Source organism: Sphingobium sp. WCS2017Hpa-17 (assembly GCF_031843765.1).
Classification (GTDB): domain Bacteria; phylum Pseudomonadota; class Alphaproteobacteria; order Sphingomonadales; family Sphingomonadaceae; genus Sphingobium.
In genome coordinates, this window is record NZ_JAVTIV010000012.1 from 19883 (window position 1) to 38273 (window position 18391).

Genomic DNA, 18391 nt, shown 5'->3' on the forward strand with positions numbered 1-18391 from the left:
TTTCCGCAACTCCAGAACAAGGCAAACGGAATGACGATCTTCCGCACCAGTGCCACACCGGCGCTGACGATTTTCAGCGACGACCCGCGCGTCATCTACTTCCCGTTCACGCTGCCGGACGGAACGACGCAGGATCTGTCGGGTCGCGCTTTCCGCTTCGCGGTGCGCCGGACCCGCTTCGCGTCGCCGCTGATCGCGGATGTGGTGATGACCCTGTCTCTCGATGCCAAATATGCGGTCGCCGCTTTGACGAAGGCGCAGTGCCGCGCGATCTATGACATCTCGCAGGAACAGGCAGTCAGCTATGATGTGCTGGACGTGACGTCCGGCGCTTCGCAGATCATCTGGACCGGACGGATAGACGCGCAGGTAAGCGCTGCGCTGCCCAATGACGCAGAGCCTATCTGGATCGACCTCCCCGTCGCTGAGGTGATCGCGAGCGCCGATGTGGTACATATCAGTGAACGCGGTGCGCAGGGCTGGGGTGCGCCCAAGCTGCTCAAAGACCTCGACTTGATCGATGATCCGACGATCGAGGCGATGGACGCCCGATACATGGCGGCCGGGGTTGCTGGCGCCAAGCCATTCGCGGATTCTGCGCGTATCGATGCGCTGGCGACCGCAGACAATAGCGCGAAGGCGCAGGCTGCCGCAGGGTCGGCTGCATCCTCGGCTGCGACCGCTATGGCGGGCGGCACGATCCATCCCAGCATCGCCGCCGGTCTGGCTGCGACGGAGGATGGCAAAACGTTCAACGTCGGTGGCACGGCCCTCGGCCTCGTAAGCGTCTATGCGGTTACCTATCGCCGCGTGGGCAATGCCGCTGTCTTTGTCGACAACATCGCCAACAAGGCCGCTTACGACGCTGTCTATCCCAGCGCGACGCGCGGCGGCGAAGCCGCCTATCGCGGGCGCGTGGCTGCCCGCACCAACTTTCTCGACAGGATGGGCGGCACGGCGCTGGAATATATCCAGCATGATCTGGCAGAGGCACTCGTCCGCGCAACGATCTATGGCGAGATCGACCGGATTGACACGCTTCTGGGGCTGGTGACGCAGGCCTATGGGCAGCGCTTTCTCTCGGCGGTCACCATGGATGCCGAAGCACGCATGCGCGGCCTGATGGAGGTCGGCGGTGTGTCGCCGCAGCAGGTGACGCTCGCTACCGCCCAGTTCCATGAAGTGCGCGAGCTGCTCAACTATCGCAGCCGTCGCGGCACGCTGCTGGAGATCGACGGCCAGAATGATTGGTTGCGTGTCGGTGATCGCGGCCCGGTGCCCCAGATCGACGGCGGTGTCTGGCGGCATGCGGATGGCACGTTGCGCGTCAATGAGATCGTGCCCTGGTACACCGGCAAGCGCCGCTACCTGTCCGAAACCGCGCCGGTGCCGCAGATGACCGCGCGGCCGATCGTGCGCTATTATGACGAGGCGCCCGAACTCCACCATCCCGTCTATACGCTCATTCCCTCGATCGCCGTCATCAAGGGGCGTATCTGGGTCGCCTATTGCGTGGACGTTGTGCATGCGGAGGAAGGCGCCGGCAATTTCCTTGTCCTGACCTTCAGCGACGATCGCGGCGCGTCATGGACCGAGCATAGCTATATCCTGCACCCCGATGCGAGCGGTCGCACGGTCTGCCCGACGCTCTTCATCGACCTGCAAGGCCGGCTGCAATTCGCCTTCGCGGTCAACTATAACGATCAGGACAATCGCAACGGGGCATGGTGCGTCCCGATCAACAATCCCAATGGTCAGAAGCCGCGCATCGGCCGCCCGTGGCGGATTTCGACCTATGGCATTCCCGGCATCCCGTTCATTGCGGACGATAGCCTGCTGATGAATCTCGATCAGCACGAAACCCCGTCGATCGGCCCAAACCCGATACCGCAGTGGCGCGGCAAATCGATTTTCGAGATCGATACGACCCGCCGTGCGGCCGAGAAGGTCGGCTTCATCCCCAACAGCGCCAGTTTCGCCAGCTTTCAGGAGTGCGCATCCGTCCAGTTGCGCGACGCATCGCTGATGACGATCTTCCGCACGCGGCAAAGCTTGTGGGTTGCGCGATCGCCCGATGGCGATCCGAACAACTACGGGCCGATCGAGCAGTTCACAGCGATACCGACGCCCAACCCGACCAGCCGCGCAGCGCTGGTCATGAGTGCCAATGGCCGTCCGCTGATCGCCTGGAATAACCACGCCTCCCAGCGCACGAACATGACGCTCGGTCTTCTCAACGATGCCGGTGACACGTTGCTGCAAACGCTGCTGATCGACCAGCTCGGGGTGTCGACTTCCTACCCGCAAATCTGGTGCGACGGCGACGATATCTTCGTCGTCTATGATCGCGGCCGAACGAGCGAGTTGCAGATCATCATGGTCCGCGTGTCCGAAGCCGCGCTGATCGCCGGCACTGCCATCCCCGAATATTTCATCGTGAAGGATAACTAATATGCAGCGCGTCGAGAATTATAGCGCGGGCACGACCAGCTTCGGGCCGCATCAATATCAAATGCAGAAGGTGATCAAAGCGCAGACTGGCGTGGTCACGCCGTCCTATGTGGATGGACCGGCACATGGCGTGAATGTCACCAACGGCGGTGCCTTTTTCGGCGGCTGCCTGATGCGCAATGGTAAAGTTCTGCTATCGCCTTCGTCCAATAACTCCATCTTCATCTTCGACCCGACGACGGATACTCTGATTCAGGGCCCGGTGCATGGCGAAACCAATCCCGCGTTCAACGGTGCCATATCGGTGAGCGAGACGCTGGTAGTCCTGCCGCCCGATTTCGGCAGCTATATCGGCCTCTACAACCCGATCACCAATGCTTACACGCGCGGCCCGGCCAAGCTGAACAGCGCCGACCGCTTTGCCGGCGGCACGGTGCTGCCCGATGGCAAGGTGCTGCTTGCTCCTACCGCCGCCCCCAATGCCCTGATCTATGATCCAATCACCAATGCGGCGGCACAAGGCCCGGCCATGACCAACCGGGGTGGCGCGCAATTGATGGCCGATGGCCGGGTGCTGTTGCCGGATTCGACGGATGTCGGCGGGCCGCTGCTGGTCTATGACCATGAGACGGGATCGGTCACGCCGACCATCAACAGCTATGTCGAAACTCGGGATCTGGTGGTGATAGCAGATGGGCGTATCGCCGCCGTCGCGACCGATCTTGCCCGCGTGTTCCTTTTCGACTTCCGTTACAGCACGGCGGACCCTATCCGCATTTCGACCGATACTTGGCCGAGCAATGTCACCAATAAGTTCCGTAGCGGTGCGCTTGCGGCGAATGGCGACGTAGTTTTCGCGCCCTTTCAACGTCAGTCGATCGGCTATTATCGTCCGCCGTCGCCAGGCTTTCCGTTGGGCCAGATTTTTGACGGCCCGGCAATGCCGTCGGACGGCATCCTTGAGCGCTTCACGGGCTGCGTTCCGATGCCCGACGGCCGGTTCCTGATGATCCCGCGCAAGCACCCGAGGGTGGGCATCTACACCCATCTGTCAGGCGGGCAGCCGTTGCCGCCGGAGGTGCTGATGTCACCCTTCCACAGCAACAGTTTCTGAAAATGCACACTCAACAGGGAGCTGCGGGGATGACGCCATGGGGCGAGGCGTTGATCGCCAAATATGGTTGGATTTGGGTTGGCCTGTCGTTCGGCTTTCTCGCGAAATATGCGCTGCTCATCAAGAAGGGGGTAAAGATCAAGCCAGCGCTGGTGCTGGCGGACATCCTCATCCTGCCGATGGTAGCGCTGATTTCCTACTGGCTCATCAGCCGCGCCGGCGTCGATGGCGAGGGCGCTGCCCTGATCACTGCCGGTGCGACCGTGGGCGCCGACCGCGTGGTCAAACTCTACACCGATCGCTTCGTCCGACAGGTGAGCGACGGCATCGTGGATGAGGTCGCCCGGCGGAAAGCGGCGATCCGCGAAGAGGTGCAGACAGAACTGAGTGCCGAACGCACGCTACAGGACATCGCGACGGGCAAGCGCCCGCTGGGAGGATGACATGACCGACAAGGGACTTTTCGACCTGATCCGCGAGCGCAAAGGCGCTGCGCTGACGCAGGCTGACGTGGATGCGATCAATGCGGTGATCGGCGCGCCGGCAGTAGCCAAATCGGACTGGCAGATCGGCGCGGCGGGCGTGGCGCTGATCCACAGTTTCGAGAGCCTGCGCCTGACCGCATACCCCGACCCCGACAGCAAAAATGGCCTGCCCGTCACCAATGGCTGGGGCACGACCGTCGATGAGGATGGCAAGCCTATCAGGCTGGGCGCTGTCTGGACGCGCGACAAGGCCGATCGCCTCTGGCTTCGCGATCAGAAGCGGTTCGTGGCAGCGGTCAACAAGCTGGTGGCGAGTTGTCCCACCACGCAGGCGCAATTCGATGCGCTGGTGTCGTTCGCCTATAATGTGGGCGAGGGTGCCGATGGGCTGGGCGGCAGCACCCTGTTGCGCAAGCACCGCGCGGGCGACTTCGCAGGCGCACAGGCTGAGTTCGCCCGCTGGAACAAGAACGACGGCAAGGTGTCCAACGGCCTGATCCGCCGTCGAGCTGCCGAAGCTGAACTGTATGCGGGGCGGGTATGAAACTGCCCTGCATCAAATTGACCGACCATAGCAGCGAGATCGCTCTGCTGGCCGCCATCGCGATCGGCGTCGTGCTGCTGCTCTGGCGCGCGATCGAGCGGAAGCTGATTGGCACCGGCTTTGATGTCGCTGCTTTCCTGCTCGTCCTTCAGCGCATCATTGAGGCGGTGCAAGGGCGCTGGACCCAGCGCAGCGTTGATCGCATGGGGCAGAGCCTGGCGAATGCGCCGGCGTCTGACCCGCCCGCACCGGAGCCGAAATAATGGGCGCCCTATCATCGATCCTGCGATCCGGCGCTATCGCCTTCCTCCTGCTCAGCGGTTGCGCGCACAACCCCGCCACCTGCGACAATGCCCGTGCCGCCGCCCAGATTGCCACACTGGCAATGGCGCGTATCTGTCCGATCGATAAGCGATAGGTAGTTATTGTCGCGCCACCGGTCTTCAGGTCGCGTCAGATTTTTACGTGAGAATCACCAAAAATGCGCGTGTAGGCGAAGTGCTGCACCAAGTCGCAATCATCCATTTCGCCAGCAGGTATCAGCGTGCGAGCATAATAAACAGAAGCGGCGGGATTTTTCAGAACCACCTGTAACGCCTTCTGCCGATCCTCAGTGGTTGCCGGCAAAAGCTTCTGGGTATTCGACATTGGCAGCATCCTCGCTAAAGGGACTTGCTCGATAACGGACGCACCAGCAGTGTGCAACCTGCTCGCACGACATGGAGATGGCTATTGGCCGCGGCATACCCAATGAAGATCAGATGGAACGCTGCCATGAATCGCTTCTGTCAACGGCACCACATCTTTCTGAAGCATCCCACGAAAATCGCACGGGTCTATCGCGAAGGCGACGTGATCGACATCAGACGGCCAACCTTGGTCGAGCCATACGCAACCATGCCCTACGGCCGGTTCCTGAATATGCAGGCTTTCTCTTACAGTATATCTGCTTTTGACGAGAACGTGACGATAGGGCGATATTGCTCAATTGCGAAGAACTGTGGGATCATGGGCATCGCTCATCCGACGGAATTTCTCAGCACACATCTGATAGGCTTCAGGCAATATTACATAGATGCGATCGCGGAATCCCGCGGCGAGCTGGACCCTGCGCTACCGTTCCCTGCAGATAAGGGGGCTGTCACGATCGGGAATGATGTTTGGATAGGTCAAAACGTCCTTCTCCAGCGCGGCGTCACACTAGGTGACGGCTGCGTTGTTGCGTCAGGAAGTGTCGTGACCAAAGATGTGCCGGCATTTACGATCGTTGGCGGCACGCCTGCTACCTTCATCCGCCACAGACTTTCCAGCAGCGTCCAAGAGCGGATCGCTCAGATCAAATGGTGGCGGTATGCGCCCGATCAATTCAAGGGGCTGGGCATGGATCGGCCGGAACAATTCATAGACGGCCTCGCGCAGAGAATTGCGGACGGCCTGCTACCATACGAACCAACGCCGATTGACGTTGGGCAAAGATTGAGCAGATTACAAGGCCGGTAGGCCATGTTGTGACCCTACCGACAAGCCGTGAGGACATGCGGTAGGGTCTGGCCCCGGCGCGACCAAATTTGGAGGGTACCCAAAACACGCCGGAGTCAGGCTGGCTCGTATCAGGTGAAAATTGACTTTGCGAGGGAATTTCTCCCCCGCTGCGGGAACTTATCGCAGCAAATAACCGACTCGCCTCACGTAAATAACGCCTCGGTTTTCGAATCAGTCGTGTCAACAAGGCCTACGATCGCTTCGTCGTGTAGGGATGCGTGCTGAATTGGAATGCTGCGATAACTACGGGCGACAACGATTTCATCTTCGAGTTGAACCCCTTTAAGCCTGGCAATCATTTCCAGCCAATCCGGTTCACGAATGACCCAATGCTTCGGTTGTCGACCAGCCGCGAGCGCCTCGCTCAATAGCTGATCCATCGCATGCAAAATCCTCATCGGCTCATTGTTACTCCAATTGCCAGACATGGAAAACCCCGCCTCTGTCGGGGGGAAAGAGACGGGGTAATCGCAAGGTCGCGCGCTTAAAGTTCGCCAACGCTAGACGAACGGGTGGTCCACTGGTTCCACACGTAGATATCAATATTTTATGCTTTTGTGAGAGGGCCGTCAGCCTCCGCTGAACGAGACAAAAAAGGCGATTTGCTGACGGTTGCCCCGCGCAATTGGATGAGGCTGAAAGCCGCGCGGGGCACGTCGATACTGTGTTACAATCGTTAATTTCCGATGACCTCCTACGATGGGCGGCGCCGCTGCTCATCTTGGGCTATGTCCGCCTGCCGCTGCAATTCATGAGCTAAGACATCGGTACAGTCGGGAAATGCATTCTCTAGCGATACAACCAAACAAGCCAGAGCTGGGCCGATCAGCCCGGCTTGGACGACAGGTTCACCGCTCAAGCTCTTAAGCGAGTTTGCAAAATCATTGGCCATATTGTCGAAGGCGGCATCCAACAGCGTTCGATGATTTTCGGTCATACTTTTCCCTCCGGGCAGTCTTGTCAGCAAATGTCATTGCGCGCTCAGCCACGCCACCTCAGCATCATCTAGCGCCTCGAAGATGTCGCCCTCCGCGCCAGCCTCCTGAAGCCGCTTTCGCAGTTCGTTCGGCGTCGTCGCTGCCCGGAACCAGGGATCGCTCTTTGCCTGCTTCGCCAGCGTGCCGATCCAGTCTTCCCGCTTCGCGTGCCTCAACAGCCAGGCACCGAACGCTTCGCCCTGTTCATTCGTCTGCACGAGAACCTCCTATGGCTCAAATATGGGCTATCCTGACATCAGTGTCGGCGTGTCGTCGACGCCCTGTTGTCGCGCCGCGACGTTCAGCAGCTTTTCGAGGTCATCGGCGGGGATGGTGACGGGCTTGCTCTGCATGAGAACGTAGTGAGAATAACCGGCAGAGTCGGTCAAGCCAGCAGTTTAGATCGAAGCACTAAGCTGTTGATCGGAAACGGGCAGAATTTTCGCCGTTTTACACCGGAGCGCCCGGAAACGTTGGGTTATGCAGAGCTTGGAAGGCTAGTGCTCTACCATTGAGCTATACCCGCCCGGCAGGAGAGCGCCCTGCCATTATCGGATAGCGCTCGTCAACCATGATTGCGCCATAAAGCGCAGATCGCCCCTTAACCCCCTGCATCATTTGCTCTACATCCCGGACATGAACAGTCCTTCCCTGCGCCAGTTGGATATATTCGCGCAGATGGTGGCAGCCGGCGGTGTGACCCGATGCGCGGCTAATATGGGCCTCGGCAAGATTGCGCGCGGCCTCGGCAAGGTCGGATTGGCTATCGAGGGGCTGGGCTACATCGTTGCTGCCGGCCGGGCGCTGGTGAGGGCGGTAAAGGGTGACCCCAGCGACACAGAGGGTCGTCAAAATCGCTGGGATCAAACGCCTGCTACCGACCTTAGAGAGGATTCGCAAGTTGGCCCCGACGCCCCAACCAGAGCAAACGAAACGCCAGGACCTATGTCGCAATAATCGATTTGCAATGGACCATCAATGTGCCAGAAAATTGATGCCAATGAACTGCATGGCGGGCGACGTGATGCGACGGTGTCAGGTCGCCCTTACGCTGCGCTAAAGTTCGAATGCGTGCCTTCAGGATCGCGCGATCACTTCGTCCATGGTTTTGAAACCAGCGGAGAATCCGATCCACGCTACGCCCAGGATCATCGCCCAAATCAAGAGGCAAAGGAACATCACACCCAATAGCGATCTTGTCATATCCAGGCACCCGCAGTTCGTTTCGACGCCAACCGTTATGCAAAAGGTGCCCCGCGCTCTTGGTTCTGGCTGAAAGCCGCGCGGGACCGCTTAAATACGCTGGCGGAACGATCTTGTTCCGGGTGACCCTGCCGCGCGCCGCGATCATGGTGTGCGGCAGGGTCTGACTTCGACGCGACCAAATTTGGAGGGCACCAAAAAACGTCGAAACCGCAGACGCTTTATCGCAAAGAGCGCCGCACCCGAAGACATTTAGTGGTTAACAAAGAGTGGAAATCGTCATCATGCCCACTCCGAACGAGAGGATGATTAACGAAAAATCGTCCCTCGCCGTCCGCTGGCTTTCCCGCTTTCGAGGTTCTTGATCCAGCTTCGCTTGCGGCTAATTGACATGAAAGGGCAGGATTTGATCAGTTTCGTCCCGCTAATAAGGCTTTCCATAGGAGCGGTTTCCGTTCCCATCTCGAGCCGATTTTCCTCGTCTATGATGGTTGGCACGACATCGTGACAGCCTATAGATTCGAAATAGTCCAGAAATTTGAAGCCGTCGCCCAATGGAAGGTCCGATGCCTTAAGCCAATAGGCAGGGATACCATAGGCATGCGCGCAAATGATGCCGTGAAGCGAGCTGGAGATGATAGTCCGGCATGTCAAAATCGCGCGAACGACTTCTTGAATATCACCATTAATATCAATGTCGATCGTGCTAGGTGGAAGCTGCGGATATGGAATGACGTTGCGCTCACGGCAATGTAGGATAATGCCGAAATCATTGACTTTTTCAATTTCAGGACTGTAAAGCAACGGGTATAGAACCGCCGGATCGCCATAAACCTCCGGGCAGGGTATTCCCAGACTAAGCAGCCGCTCTCTGGATTTCGGACCCCGCACAGCAAATATTCGTGCCGGAGCACGGCTCGGCCTTGAGCCTCCGTTGAGGAAGCCCATGCCCCAGATCATTTCGTTCACTGCCATCTTGCCCAGCCCGCTACCGATCACGCGGTAAACGGGACGGTCCTCCCATCCGCTAACATCGCTAAGGTTAGCAACCGGCAGCCCAGAAAGCTTGTTGATCAGTTCGGGGTTCAATTTGTCACCCCAATTTTGCTTCACGGCGCCGTCATTTGGCCAGCTTGCAACAATGATATTGCTGTCGTTAAACATCTCGGTCCTTCGCGTACGGTCATCGACCATAACCAGTTCCGCCGCCGTCGCAAACCAAGGAAATTGTCCCATTGCAAAGACTTGCGACCATCAAAGGGTTGTCAAAAGAACGAGCGGGACGATCTTCCGGTCCAATCCCAGCATGAACTTCATCGCTGCGGCATCCATATGAAAACCCCGCCTCTGTCGGGGGGAAAGAGGCGGGGCTATCGAAGGGGGCGAACTGAAAGGTCACCGCCGTCCATACGCGCTGGAAGGCCTGTGGTTCCTTCCGATCGAATATAGATTCGTTAGAACCCGAACGCCTGCGGCAGCGTTCAACACGCCATGATCTATATTCGGCACGCCATAATGGCTCTGATCGCCCAAGCGGCGATCGGTTTCCCGACCGGCAACTGGTGGGCCGGCGCGATGCTTGGGTCAGCCTATTTTATCGGACGTGAAGTCGCGCAGGCGGAATATCGCTGGATCGAATGGTTTGGCGGCGGCCTACGCGCCAACATGCCGCACTGGGGTCGCTTCGATCCAAGGGTCTGGCCTAAGCTTGATCAGTGGCTGGACTGGATTGCACCGACAGTGGCCACATGCGCCGTTGCGGCCTGTATGACGCAATGATCACTGCCGCGCGTCCAGCCTACTGCCGACTAAGCGGCCTTCCCGTCCGGTAATCCATTAGCTGCTCGACCCGCTCCGCGATAGCCTGCCAGGTCGCAATGCCGTCCTCGTTCGCTGCCACGACCATGCGACCGATCATCGTGGCGACATGCTCAGGGGCATCAGCGCCATGCTCCTTGATGACGCGCTGGGCACAGGCCCATAATTCCCAATCAGTCAGCGCGGCCACGGCACTACGCGCTCAGCCACGCGACCTCGGCGTCATCCAGCGCCTCGAAGCTGTCACCTTCCGCGCCTGCCTCCTGAAGCCGCTTGCGCAGTTCATCTGGCGTCGACGCTGCCCGGAACCGGGGATCGCTCTTCGCCTGCTTCGCCAGCGTGCCTATCCAGTCGTCCCGGCCGGTCTGCTTTAGCAGCCAGCCGCCGAACGGTTCGCCCTGTTCATTCGTCGTCATGATGACCCCTGATTCGGCGGAAGACAGCGGCAAGCATATGGTATCGCCCAAGCCGGTGCGATTCCCATTTTGGACCATCGAACGGGCAAATTTTTTGGCCATGGTATAATCCATGGTATGGCATCAAATGCGTGAGAATATCGCCTTTAATATCATGATATTGGCGGCATGATATGACGGGCACCGCTTCCGCCATTTCTCGAAATGCGTGCTCAGGCGTAGCTGCTGGGACCGGTGCCGTGGAGGATAACGGGCGGCAGGTCCATCTTGTGAACGCTGGCTTCCGCAATGATCGCCAGCGGATCGACCGGATGGCTGAGCAGCAGGCCGCAGCGATCCGGGCCATCCCAGATGACTGTTCCGCACACTTCCAGCCCTTGGGTGATCAACGTCACCCATTCGCCCACCGCTGGCAGCCAGTTGCCGGTCAGCAGCGCGCCGTACATGGAAATATTGCGAATGGTGACGGGCTGGCTGATGCCATCCCAGTTGAGCGTCGCCTCGACATCGGCGTCATAACGGCTCTCGCGGCGACGTTCTGCGCGCGCGCGATAGGTCATGCTGTCCATAGCCTCTCTCCCGGTTGCCCCCCGGGATTAGACCAAAGTCTATGCAGAAGGTTGCGGAAGCATGAAAGTCGTTGGTTAACGACGTGCTGAAACGAAAAAGGCCGGGCATATTGCCCGGCCTCTTATGCTGTCGTCAGGCCAGCGCGCCGTGGCAATGCTTGTATTTCTGGCCGGAACCGCAGGGGCATGGCGCATTGCGGCTGATATCCAGATTGGCGAACTCACCGGCCGGCGCATTGCCGACGGGCGTGCGCGGAATGGTGGTCGTCACGCCGCCGAAGCTGCCGGCATCGATATCCGCGCTGTTATCCTCGCCCGAGAAGGGGTCGATATGGGTGGTGATGAAGTCCGGCAGGACCGGCAGGCCATAATCTTCCAGCGGCGGCTGTTCCATGCGGAACTGCACGCGGGCGATGGAGCCGGTCACATCCTCACGGATATTCTCCAACATCCGCTCGAACAAAGCGAAGGCCTCCTGCTTATACTCGTTGATCGGCGTCTTCTGCGCATAGGCGCGCAGGTGCACGACCTGACGCAGGGCGTCGAGCGTCGAAAGATGCTCCTTCCAGTGATGATCCAGGCTCTGGAGCAGGATCGACTTTTCGATCATGTGCCAGTCGGACGCCTCGACCTCCTTGGTCTTCTCAGCGACGGCTTCGTGCGCCAGCGCCGACAGACGTTCCTCGATCATTTCCGGATCGACCGAATCCTCGGCCAGCCATGCGTCGAAATCAGGCTCAAGCCCCAATATTTCGGCGGTACGGGCCTTCAGCCGTTCCATATCCCACTGCTCAGGATAGGTGCCCGGCGGGCAGGATGCACCGACCAGATCGTTCACCGTTTCATGGCGCATGTCGACCACGACATCGTCGACAGTTTCGCTGTCCATGATGTCGCTGCGCTGTTCGTAGATGACCTTGCGCTGATCGTTCATCACATCGTCATACTCGACGACCTGCTTGCGGATGTCGTAGTTGCGGGCCTCGACCTTCTTCTGCGCGGTCTCTATGGCCTTGCTCAGCCACTTGGAAGGCGGCAACGCCTCACCATCTTCCAGGTTAGACCGGATCATCTTGGCGAACATCGTGTCCGGGCCGAAGATGCGCATCAGATCGTCGTCGAGGCTGAGGTAGAAGCGCGACAGGCCGGGGTCGCCCTGACGGCCCGAACGCCCGCGCAACTGGTTGTCGATGCGGCGGCTTTCATGCCGCTCGGTCGCCAGCACGAACAGGCCGCCGGCGGCCAGCACTTCCTGCTTCTCGACTTCGATCTCGGCTTCGATCCGGGCGATCGCGGCGTCGCGCTCCGGGCCTTCCGGCATGTCGCGCAGTTCGTCCTCGACCCGCATTTCGAGATTGCCGCCCAGCTTGATGTCGGTACCGCGACCGGCCATGTTGGTGGCGATCGTCACCGCGCCCTTGCGGCCCGCCTGCGCCACGATATGCGCTTCGCTATCATGGAAACGGGCGTTGAGGACGGCGTGGGGCACGCCTTCCTGTGTCAGGAAGTCCGACAGCATTTCAGACTTTTCGATCGACACGGTGCCGACCAGAACCGGCTGGCCCTGTTCCGCATGGACCTTGATGGTCTTGGCGATGCCGCGGAACTTGTCGTCCAGATTTTTATAGAAGCTGTCTTCTTCGTCGATGCGCTGTACCGCCCGGTTGGTCGGGATGGTAACGACGTTCATCTTGTAGATTTCGAAGAATTCGGCCGCTTCGGTCGCGGCGGTCCCGGTCATACCGCCCAGCTTGGGGTACATCCGGAAATAATTCTGGAAGGTGATGGATGCGAGCGTCTGGTTTTCCGGCTCGATCTGGACGCCTTCCTTGGCTTCCACCGCCTGATGCAGGCCGTCCGACCAGCGGCGACCGTCCATCATGCGGCCGGTAAATTCGTCGATGATGACGACCTTCCCATCCTTGACGATATAGTCGATGTCGCGGCGGAACATCACGACCGCGCGCAGCGCCTGGTTCACATGATGGACGACGGCGGTATTTTCGAAATCATAGAGGTTCGCGCCCTGCAACAGGCCGGCATCCTCCAGCAGGCGCTCGATCTTCTCTGTGCCATCCTCGGTCAGCGTGACGGTGCGCTGCTTTTCGTCCTTCTCATAATCGGCTTCGGTCACCTGCTTCACGATCGCGTCGACCGCGACGTAAAGTTCCGACTTGTCGTCGGTCGGGCCGGAGATGATGAGCGGCGTGCGCGCCTCGTCGATCAGGATCGAATCGACCTCGTCGACGATGGCGTAATTGAAGGGACGCTGGACCATCGACGCGCGGTCATATTTCATATTGTCGCGCAGATAGTCGAAGCCGAGTTCGTTGTTCGTCGCGTAGGTGATGTCGGCGGCATAGGCCTCGCGCCGCTGATCCTCGCTGATGTTCGGCACGATGACGCCGGTGGTGAGGCCCAGGAAACGATAGACCTGGCCCATCCATTCGCAATCGCGGCTGGCCAGATAGTCGTTCACGGTAACGACGTGAACGCCCTTCCCCTCCAGCGCGTTGAGATAGGTGGCCAGCGTCGCGACCAGTGTCTTGCCTTCACCCGTGCGCATTTCGGCGATTTCGCCGCGATGCAGGACGATGCCGCCCACCATCTGCACGTCGAAATGGCGCATACCCAGCACGCGGACGGCCGCTTCACGGACCGTGGCAAAGGCTTCGGGCAACAGAGCGTCCAGCGTTTCGCCATTGGCCAGCCGTTCGCGAAACCGGGCGGTCTGGCCGACCAGATCCTCATCGCTCATCGCCTGAACAGCGCCTTCGAACGACGCGATCTGGTCGACGATCTTGCCCAGCGATTTCACATAACGTTCGTTGGACGAACCGAAGATGGACTTGGCGAGTGCGCCGAACATGAGCTCTCCCTGAGCGAAAAAAACGAACGACCCATGCATGGGCGCCGGAATAATGTTGTGCGGCAAATAGGCATCGGTCGGGCGAACGTCAATTCAGCGTTCGTGCTCTGATGCAGGGAAACGCGTGGCGAAGGCTCAATCTTGAGTCCGGGACCGGTGTAATTCGTTCAAAACCTCTTCCCAGCGCTCAGCCACGCGTTGCCGGCCATAATGCCGGTCCAGATGCGCGCGGGCTTCGGAAAGCCGGTTTTGTTCACCCTCCCAGTCGAACGCATAGCGCGAAAGCCCGCCCTGCCAGTCATCCAGAACAATGAAAGGACGCAGTTCTTCATAGGACTCGATCGAATCCGCGATCACGCCCAACCCGGCCATGATCGCGGTCGCGGGCCTGTTGATCGACTTGCCGGCGGTATAATCGTTGCGGGACACCGGGATGATCGCCACGCGATGCTCTTGCAGGGCGATGGGAAAGCTGACCAGCGACCAGGGCATGAAGACGCTGGGCAGGCCCCAATGCGGCGCGGCTTCGCGATAGATGGCGGGCTTATTGCTGATGATGGTCAGGGTGACGGGATGCTGCCCGGCAAAGGTGCGCAAATGCGCCACCGCTTCGTCCAACTGTCCCACGCCGGACATGCCCGCCATATTATTGCCGAACCAGACCACATGCAGCGCGCCGGCATGGTTCGCCAGAAAGCGGCGGAGGCGCCGCAGCCGGAGCCGCTCCCGCAGCGAGAGAGAGAGGGTCGACAGGCTGGAAATATCCTCCAGCATGTCCGGCACGACCCGGATGCGATCCCTGATTTCCGGTGTGGAGGATGAAAGCAATGCGCCCATGGTCTGCGTCGGCACGGTCACCAGATCGGCCTGCGACAATAATTGCGACGTTCGGATTCCATGGCGGGGGGATCCCTTCGACCGATTATTGGCGAAGCGATTATCGCAAATGTCGAAAATCAGGCCGCATCCCGCCTTCTGGGCTGCGCTGACCGCCTTCACCGCGCCGCGACCGAATGCCTTGGAAATGATGATGGCGTCATAGCCGGCCGGCCCCTTGATCTTGGGATAGCGCCGGATGTCGATCCCCGCGTCGCGCATCGCTGCCATCGGCTCCAGCACGCGCAGGCGGATACTGGCTTTGGATCGGGCATAGCGCTTCGCATAGAAAGCGAAGCGGCCATTCGCTGATATCGTCATGACTGGGCGACCTCGATTATTGCGGGACTTATGCGCATGACGGCGAACCCAGCGCAAGTCCGCCCAAATTTCACCCAGAACAAGCGCGCGAAGGCTGGCAATCGCGTACGGCTCATCCTATGGCGGCGACATGGAAAAATCGCCCCTCGCTCCCGCCGCCTTTCCAATCCTGCCCGCGATCAAGGGTGTGACGCTGCGTACCGCCCGCGCCGGATATAAGGCGTGGACGCGCTGCGACCTTACCTATGTGGAACTGGAAGCCGGCACAGCCGTCGCTGGGGTGACGACGCAGAGCAAATGCCCCTCGCCCGAGGTGGAATGGTGCCGCGATGCCATTCCGCTGGGCTCGGCCCGCGCGCTGGTGGTCAACGCCGGCAACGCCAACGCCTTCACCGGCCATCGCGGCCGCGCGGCGGTGGAGGCGATCGCGGCCAAAGTTGCCAATCACCTGTCCTGCCAGCCGTCAGATATCTTCGTCTCCTCGACCGGAGTGATCGGCGTGCCTTTGCCGATCGACAAGGCGGAGGCGGGCCTGGAAGTCGCCTTCACCGCCGCGCCCTGCGGCTGGGAAGAGGCGGCGACCACCATCGGCACGACCGACACCTTTGCCAAGGGCGCGCATGTGTCCGCGCTGATCGGCGACAAGCGGGTCGAACTGGTCGGCATCATAAAGGGGTCTGGCATGATCGCGCCCGACATGGCGACGATGCTGGGCTATATCTTCACCGATGCGGCCATCGACCCGGCCCTGCTGCAACAGATGTTGTCGACCGCCAATCGCAAGACCTTCTCCTGCATTACCGTCGACAGCGACACCTCCACCAGCGACACGGTGCTTGCCTTCGCCACCGGCAAGGCGGGCAACGCGCCGCTCGCGTCCATGGACGATGCCGGCGCCGATGCTTTCCATGCCGCGCTCAGCGATCTCTGCCGCCAACTCGCCCATCTGGTGGTGCGCGACGGTGAAGGCGCGACCAAGTTCATCGACATCAGTGTCGAAGGGGCGGAAAGCGACGCCAGCGCCCATCGTATTGCCCTGTCGATCGCCAACTCCCCGCTGGTCAAGACCGCCATCGCCGGCGAAGATGCCAATTGGGGCCGTGTCGTCATGGCCGTGGGCAAGGCAGGCGAACCGGCCGATCGCGACAAGCTGTCGATCCGTTTCGGTGCGACGCAGGTGGCGACCGGCGGCCTTGCGGTCGAGGGCTATGACGAGGCGCCCGTCGCCGCCCATCTCAAGGGCCAGCACATCGTGATCGGCGTCGACATCGGCCTGGGCGAAGGCCGGGCGCAGGTTTGGACCTGTGACCTGACCCACGGCTATATCTCGATCAACGCCGACTATCGCAGCTGAAGGGGCTTCACCGATGCTGGAACTGCATGAACCCGTCGTCGCCCTGATGCGCGATGTGGGGCGTGATATCGTCATGCCTCGCTACCGCAATCTGTCCAGTGACCAGATCAGCGAGAAGGCGGCGAATGATTTCGTCACCATCGCCGACAAGGAAAGCGAAATTCGTCTGGCCGAAGGGCTGGCCGCGATCCTGCCCGAAGCCGGCGTCATCGGCGAGGAAGCCTGTGCCGCCGATCCGGCGATACTGGATCGGGCGGGTAACGGGCTGAACTGGATCATCGACCCGATCGACGGCACCGGTAATTTCGCATCGGGCAATCCGCCCTTCGGCATCATGGTGGCGCTGGCCGATGGCGGGACGGTGCTGGCGGGCTGGATCCTCGATCCGCTCACCGGACGGCTCTGCCATGCGATGCTCGGCGGCGGCAGTCATGTCGATGGCCAGCAGGTGCAGGCCCGCGAAACCGAAAGCGACCTGCCGGTCGCGGCCATCTCTACTATCTTCATGGACCGGCAGGAGCGCGCCGACATGGTGCGCCGTTCGCAGGCCATCTTCACGTTGGTGGACATTCCCCGCTGCGCCGCCGAACAATATCCCCGACTGGTGCTGGGGCAGAATGATGTGACGGTTTTTGCGCGCGTCCTGCCCTGGGATCATGCGGCGGGCACCCTGTTCGTCAATGAAGCGGGCGGCTGCTGCCAGCGCCTTGACGGCACGCCTTACAAGGTGGGTGACTTGCGGCGCGGGCTGATGGGCGCATCCTCGCCTCGCTTGTGGGACAAGGCAGCGGCGACGCTGTTCGATTGAAGGATAAAATATGCTGACGATCTGGGGCCGATTGAACTCGCACAATGTGAAGAAGGTCGCCTGGTTCGCCGACGAAATCGGCCTGCCCTATGTCCGCCATGACGTCGGCGGCAAATTCGGCATGAGCGCCGATTATCTGGCGAAGAACCCCAACAGGCTGATCCCCACGATCGAGGATGGCGATGTCACTCTATGGGAATCCAACGCCATCCTGCGCTATCTGGCGGCGCGCTACGCCCCTGCCCTCTGGCCGATCGACCCGGCGGAACGGGCGCAGGGTGACAAGTGGATGGACTGGCAGTTCAGCTTTGCCGATGCCCAGCGTGACGCTTTCCTGCAACTGGTGCGTATTACAGCCGAACAACGAGATGGACAGCTTCTGGCGGCATCGGCGACAGCGTCCGGCGCAGCGATGCGGATATTGGACCGTACGCTTGCGGTACAGCCATGGCTTTCAGGTGTCTCTTTCGGTGTCGCAGACGTGCCGATGGGCGTCTACGCCCACACCTTCTTCACGCTCGACATGGAACGGCCCGATGTGCCGCATGTGCGCGCCTGGTACGACCGGCTGCGCGCCCGGCCGGCCTATGCCCAGTCGGTGATGATCCCGCTGACATAGGCCCGGTCCGGCAGGGTGGCGCCGGGCGATGTAGCCCGGCGCGCGCCACAGATATTACAGGACGCTTTCGATCCAGCCCTTGAGCGCGCTCTTCGGCGCGGCGCCGATTTTCCTCGCGGCCTCTTCGCCATTCTTGAACAGGACCATCGTCGGGATACCGCGCACACCATATTGGCCCGGCGCATCCGGGTTCTCGTCGATGTTGATCTTGGCGATGATGACCGTATCCGCCAGTTCCTCGGAGATTTCCTCCAGGGCCGGGCCGATCATCTTGCACGGGCCGCACCATTCGGCCCAGAAGTCGACAAGCACGGGCTTGTCGCTGTTGATGACGTCGTCCTTGAAGCTGAGGTCGGTAACTGCCTTGGTGGCCATTGCAATAAACTCCTTTGGTTGGTCGATATCTAGGATGGGCGCGCTTGCGG

Annotated in this window: 24 protein-coding genes; 12 read left to right on the forward strand and 12 right to left on the reverse strand. The window is 60.4% G+C overall.

The window, feature by feature from the left end; all coding sequences use genetic code 11:
* Nucleotides 1-30 precede the first annotated feature (30 nt).
* Genes RQH62_RS16105 through RQH62_RS16130 form a run of 6 tightly spaced genes read left to right on the forward strand, consistent with a single transcriptional unit; the run spans nucleotide 31 to nucleotide 5012 of the window.
* A complete protein-coding gene (locus RQH62_RS16105) occupies nucleotides 31-2451 on the forward strand; it encodes a sialidase family protein (RefSeq protein ID WP_311269750.1) in 2421 nt (806 codons plus the stop codon).
* 1 nt (nucleotide 2452) lies between these two features.
* Nucleotides 2453-3565, forward strand: a complete 1113-nt coding sequence (locus tag RQH62_RS16110; RefSeq protein WP_311269751.1) for a hypothetical protein — start codon at nucleotides 2453-2455, stop codon at nucleotides 3563-3565.
* A 29-nt stretch (nucleotides 3566-3594) separates the two neighbouring features.
* A complete protein-coding gene (locus RQH62_RS16115; protein WP_311269752.1) occupies nucleotides 3595-4008 on the forward strand; it encodes a hypothetical protein in 414 nt (137 codons plus the stop codon).
* Between the two features lies 1 nt (nucleotide 4009).
* Nucleotides 4010-4594, forward strand: a complete 585-nt coding sequence (locus tag RQH62_RS16120; RefSeq protein ID WP_311269753.1) for a lysozyme — start codon at nucleotides 4010-4012, stop codon at nucleotides 4592-4594.
* Nucleotides 4591-4857 carry a hypothetical protein gene (locus RQH62_RS16125; protein ID WP_311269754.1) on the forward strand — a complete coding sequence of 89 codons (267 nt, stop codon included), beginning with the start codon at nucleotides 4591-4593 and terminating at the stop codon, nucleotides 4855-4857. Before RQH62_RS16120 ends, RQH62_RS16125 begins: the two co-directional genes overlap by 4 nt.
* Nucleotides 4857-5012, forward strand: coding sequence for a hypothetical protein (locus RQH62_RS16130; RefSeq protein ID WP_311269755.1), 156 nt, complete (start codon nucleotides 4857-4859; stop codon nucleotides 5010-5012). The genes RQH62_RS16125 and RQH62_RS16130 overlap by 1 nt, the downstream gene beginning before the upstream one ends.
* Nucleotides 5013-5047: 35 nt before the next feature.
* Here RQH62_RS16130 and RQH62_RS16135 read toward each other — a convergent pair whose 3' ends face one another.
* The gene (locus RQH62_RS16135) at nucleotides 5048-5242 is read right to left on the reverse strand and encodes a hypothetical protein (RefSeq protein WP_311269756.1); all 195 of its coding nucleotides are present in this window, start codon (nucleotides 5240-5242) and stop codon (nucleotides 5048-5050) included.
* Between the two features lie 126 nt (nucleotides 5243-5368).
* On the opposite strand from RQH62_RS16135, the gene RQH62_RS16140 reads away from it, so the two are divergent.
* On the forward strand, nucleotides 5369-6094 hold the full coding sequence (locus RQH62_RS16140) for a CatB-related O-acetyltransferase (protein WP_311269757.1): 726 nt from the start codon (nucleotides 5369-5371) through the stop codon (nucleotides 6092-6094).
* Nucleotides 6095-6279: 185 nt separating this feature from the next.
* On the opposite strand, the gene RQH62_RS16145 is transcribed toward RQH62_RS16140, so the two are convergent.
* The 3 genes from RQH62_RS16145 to RQH62_RS16155 all read right to left on the reverse strand — a co-directional run bounded on the left by RQH62_RS16145 (nucleotide 6280) and on the right by RQH62_RS16155 (nucleotide 7331).
* Complete coding sequence (locus RQH62_RS16145) at nucleotides 6280-6534, reverse strand: hypothetical protein (RefSeq protein ID WP_311269758.1); 255 nt, start codon at nucleotides 6532-6534, stop codon at nucleotides 6280-6282.
* A 296-nt stretch (nucleotides 6535-6830) separates the two neighbouring features.
* The gene (locus tag RQH62_RS16150; protein ID WP_311269759.1) at nucleotides 6831-7073 is read right to left on the reverse strand and encodes a hypothetical protein; all 243 of its coding nucleotides are present in this window, start codon (nucleotides 7071-7073) and stop codon (nucleotides 6831-6833) included.
* A 33-nt stretch (nucleotides 7074-7106) separates the two neighbouring features.
* The gene (locus tag RQH62_RS16155; RefSeq protein ID WP_311269760.1) at nucleotides 7107-7331 is read right to left on the reverse strand and encodes a hypothetical protein; all 225 of its coding nucleotides are present in this window, start codon (nucleotides 7329-7331) and stop codon (nucleotides 7107-7109) included.
* Nucleotides 7332-7749: 418 nt separating this feature from the next.
* On the opposite strand from RQH62_RS16155, the gene RQH62_RS16160 reads away from it, so the two are divergent.
* On the forward strand, nucleotides 7750-8070 hold the full coding sequence (locus RQH62_RS16160) for a hypothetical protein (RefSeq protein WP_311269761.1): 321 nt from the start codon (nucleotides 7750-7752) through the stop codon (nucleotides 8068-8070).
* On the opposite strand, the gene RQH62_RS16165 is transcribed toward RQH62_RS16160, so the two are convergent.
* Together RQH62_RS16165 and RQH62_RS16170 are read right to left on the reverse strand one after the other, a co-directional pair.
* Nucleotides 8057-8464: a hypothetical protein gene (locus tag RQH62_RS16165; protein ID WP_311269762.1), complete on the reverse strand. Its 408-nt coding sequence runs from the start codon at nucleotides 8462-8464 to the stop codon at nucleotides 8057-8059. The genes RQH62_RS16160 and RQH62_RS16165 overlap by 14 nt on opposite strands.
* 161 nt (nucleotides 8465-8625) lie before the next feature.
* Nucleotides 8626-9552: a polysaccharide pyruvyl transferase family protein gene (locus RQH62_RS16170; RefSeq protein WP_311269763.1), complete on the reverse strand. Its 927-nt coding sequence runs from the start codon at nucleotides 9550-9552 to the stop codon at nucleotides 8626-8628.
* Nucleotides 9553-9831: 279 nt separating this feature from the next.
* Between RQH62_RS16170 and RQH62_RS16175 the strand changes: the two genes are divergently transcribed.
* Nucleotides 9832-10095, forward strand: a complete 264-nt coding sequence (locus RQH62_RS16175; protein ID WP_405053561.1) for a hypothetical protein — start codon at nucleotides 9832-9834, stop codon at nucleotides 10093-10095.
* A 19-nt stretch (nucleotides 10096-10114) separates the two neighbouring features.
* On the opposite strand, the gene RQH62_RS16180 is transcribed toward RQH62_RS16175, so the two are convergent.
* The 5 genes from RQH62_RS16180 to RQH62_RS16200 all read right to left on the reverse strand — a co-directional run bounded on the left by RQH62_RS16180 (nucleotide 10115) and on the right by RQH62_RS16200 (nucleotide 15185).
* Complete coding sequence (locus tag RQH62_RS16180; RefSeq protein WP_311269765.1) at nucleotides 10115-10324, reverse strand: DUF6961 family protein; 210 nt, start codon at nucleotides 10322-10324, stop codon at nucleotides 10115-10117.
* A gap of 4 nt (nucleotides 10325-10328) precedes the next feature.
* Entirely contained in the window at nucleotides 10329-10550 is a 222-nt protein-coding gene (locus tag RQH62_RS16185; protein ID WP_311269766.1) for a hypothetical protein, read from the reverse strand.
* Nucleotides 10551-10762: 212 nt separating this feature from the next.
* Entirely contained in the window at nucleotides 10763-11119 is a 357-nt protein-coding gene (locus RQH62_RS16190; protein ID WP_311269767.1) for a PilZ domain-containing protein, read from the reverse strand.
* A 133-nt stretch (nucleotides 11120-11252) separates the two neighbouring features.
* Nucleotides 11253-13988, reverse strand: a complete 2736-nt coding sequence (gene secA, locus RQH62_RS16195) for a preprotein translocase subunit SecA (RefSeq protein WP_311269768.1) — start codon at nucleotides 13986-13988, stop codon at nucleotides 11253-11255.
* Nucleotides 13989-14123: 135 nt separating this feature from the next.
* Nucleotides 14124-15185 (reverse strand): hypothetical protein, encoded by a 1062-nt coding sequence (locus RQH62_RS16200; protein ID WP_311269769.1) that lies wholly within the window; start codon nucleotides 15183-15185, stop codon nucleotides 14124-14126.
* A 130-nt stretch (nucleotides 15186-15315) separates the two neighbouring features.
* On the opposite strand from RQH62_RS16200, the gene argJ reads away from it, so the two are divergent.
* Genes argJ through RQH62_RS16215 form a run of 3 tightly spaced genes read left to right on the forward strand, consistent with a single transcriptional unit; the run spans nucleotide 15316 to nucleotide 17966 of the window.
* Nucleotides 15316-16539, forward strand: a complete 1224-nt coding sequence (gene argJ, locus RQH62_RS16205; protein ID WP_311269770.1) for a bifunctional glutamate N-acetyltransferase/amino-acid acetyltransferase ArgJ — start codon at nucleotides 15316-15318, stop codon at nucleotides 16537-16539.
* 13 nt (nucleotides 16540-16552) lie between these two features.
* The gene (locus RQH62_RS16210) at nucleotides 16553-17347 is read left to right on the forward strand and encodes an inositol monophosphatase family protein (protein WP_311269771.1); all 795 of its coding nucleotides are present in this window, start codon (nucleotides 16553-16555) and stop codon (nucleotides 17345-17347) included.
* Nucleotides 17348-17357: 10 nt separating this feature from the next.
* The gene (locus RQH62_RS16215) at nucleotides 17358-17966 is read left to right on the forward strand and encodes a glutathione S-transferase family protein (RefSeq protein WP_311269772.1); all 609 of its coding nucleotides are present in this window, start codon (nucleotides 17358-17360) and stop codon (nucleotides 17964-17966) included.
* 54 nt (nucleotides 17967-18020) lie between these two features.
* Here the strand turns inward: RQH62_RS16215 and trxA are convergent, their stop codons facing one another.
* Nucleotides 18021-18341, reverse strand: a complete 321-nt coding sequence (gene trxA, locus RQH62_RS16220; protein WP_311269773.1) for a thioredoxin — start codon at nucleotides 18339-18341, stop codon at nucleotides 18021-18023.
* Nucleotides 18342-18391 lie beyond the last annotated feature (50 nt).

Bases quoted from the DNA above. Each gene is read 5' to 3' on its own strand.
- RQH62_RS16105 (WP_311269750.1), top strand. From the start codon at position 31: ATGACGATCTTCCGCACCAGTGCCACACCGGCGCTGACGATTTTCAGC.
- RQH62_RS16110 (WP_311269751.1), top strand. From the start codon at position 2,453: ATGCAGCGCGTCGAGAATTATAGCGCGGGCACGACCAGCTTCGGGCCG.
- RQH62_RS16115 (WP_311269752.1), top strand. From the start codon at position 3,595: ATGACGCCATGGGGCGAGGCGTTGATCGCCAAATATGGTTGGATTTGG.
- RQH62_RS16120 (WP_311269753.1), top strand. From the start codon at position 4,010: ATGACCGACAAGGGACTTTTCGACCTGATCCGCGAGCGCAAAGGCGCT.
- RQH62_RS16125 (WP_311269754.1), top strand. From the start codon at position 4,591: ATGAAACTGCCCTGCATCAAATTGACCGACCATAGCAGCGAGATCGCT.
- RQH62_RS16130 (WP_311269755.1), top strand. From the start codon at position 4,857: ATGGGCGCCCTATCATCGATCCTGCGATCCGGCGCTATCGCCTTCCTC.
- RQH62_RS16135 (WP_311269756.1), bottom strand. From the start codon at position 5,242: ATGTCGAATACCCAGAAGCTTTTGCCGGCAACCACTGAGGATCGGCAG.
- RQH62_RS16140 (WP_311269757.1), top strand. From the start codon at position 5,369: ATGAATCGCTTCTGTCAACGGCACCACATCTTTCTGAAGCATCCCACG.
- RQH62_RS16145 (WP_311269758.1), bottom strand. From the start codon at position 6,534: ATGAGGATTTTGCATGCGATGGATCAGCTATTGAGCGAGGCGCTCGCG.
- RQH62_RS16150 (WP_311269759.1), bottom strand. From the start codon at position 7,073: ATGACCGAAAATCATCGAACGCTGTTGGATGCCGCCTTCGACAATATG.
- RQH62_RS16160 (WP_311269761.1), top strand. From the start codon at position 7,750: ATGAACAGTCCTTCCCTGCGCCAGTTGGATATATTCGCGCAGATGGTG.
- RQH62_RS16165 (WP_311269762.1), bottom strand. From the start codon at position 8,464: ATGATCGCGGCGCGCGGCAGGGTCACCCGGAACAAGATCGTTCCGCCA.
- RQH62_RS16170 (WP_311269763.1), bottom strand. From the start codon at position 9,552: ATGGGACAATTTCCTTGGTTTGCGACGGCGGCGGAACTGGTTATGGTC.
- RQH62_RS16175 (WP_405053561.1), top strand. From the start codon at position 9,832: ATGGCTCTGATCGCCCAAGCGGCGATCGGTTTCCCGACCGGCAACTGG.
- RQH62_RS16185 (WP_311269766.1), bottom strand. From the start codon at position 10,550: ATGACGACGAATGAACAGGGCGAACCGTTCGGCGGCTGGCTGCTAAAG.
- RQH62_RS16190 (WP_311269767.1), bottom strand. From the start codon at position 11,119: ATGGACAGCATGACCTATCGCGCGCGCGCAGAACGTCGCCGCGAGAGC.
- secA (WP_311269768.1), bottom strand. From the start codon at position 13,988: ATGTTCGGCGCACTCGCCAAGTCCATCTTCGGTTCGTCCAACGAACGT.
- RQH62_RS16200 (WP_311269769.1), bottom strand. From the start codon at position 15,185: ATGACGATATCAGCGAATGGCCGCTTCGCTTTCTATGCGAAGCGCTAT.
- argJ (WP_311269770.1), top strand. From the start codon at position 15,316: ATGGAAAAATCGCCCCTCGCTCCCGCCGCCTTTCCAATCCTGCCCGCG.
- RQH62_RS16210 (WP_311269771.1), top strand. From the start codon at position 16,553: ATGCTGGAACTGCATGAACCCGTCGTCGCCCTGATGCGCGATGTGGGG.
- RQH62_RS16215 (WP_311269772.1), top strand. From the start codon at position 17,358: ATGCTGACGATCTGGGGCCGATTGAACTCGCACAATGTGAAGAAGGTC.
- trxA (WP_311269773.1), bottom strand. From the start codon at position 18,341: ATGGCCACCAAGGCAGTTACCGACCTCAGCTTCAAGGACGACGTCATC.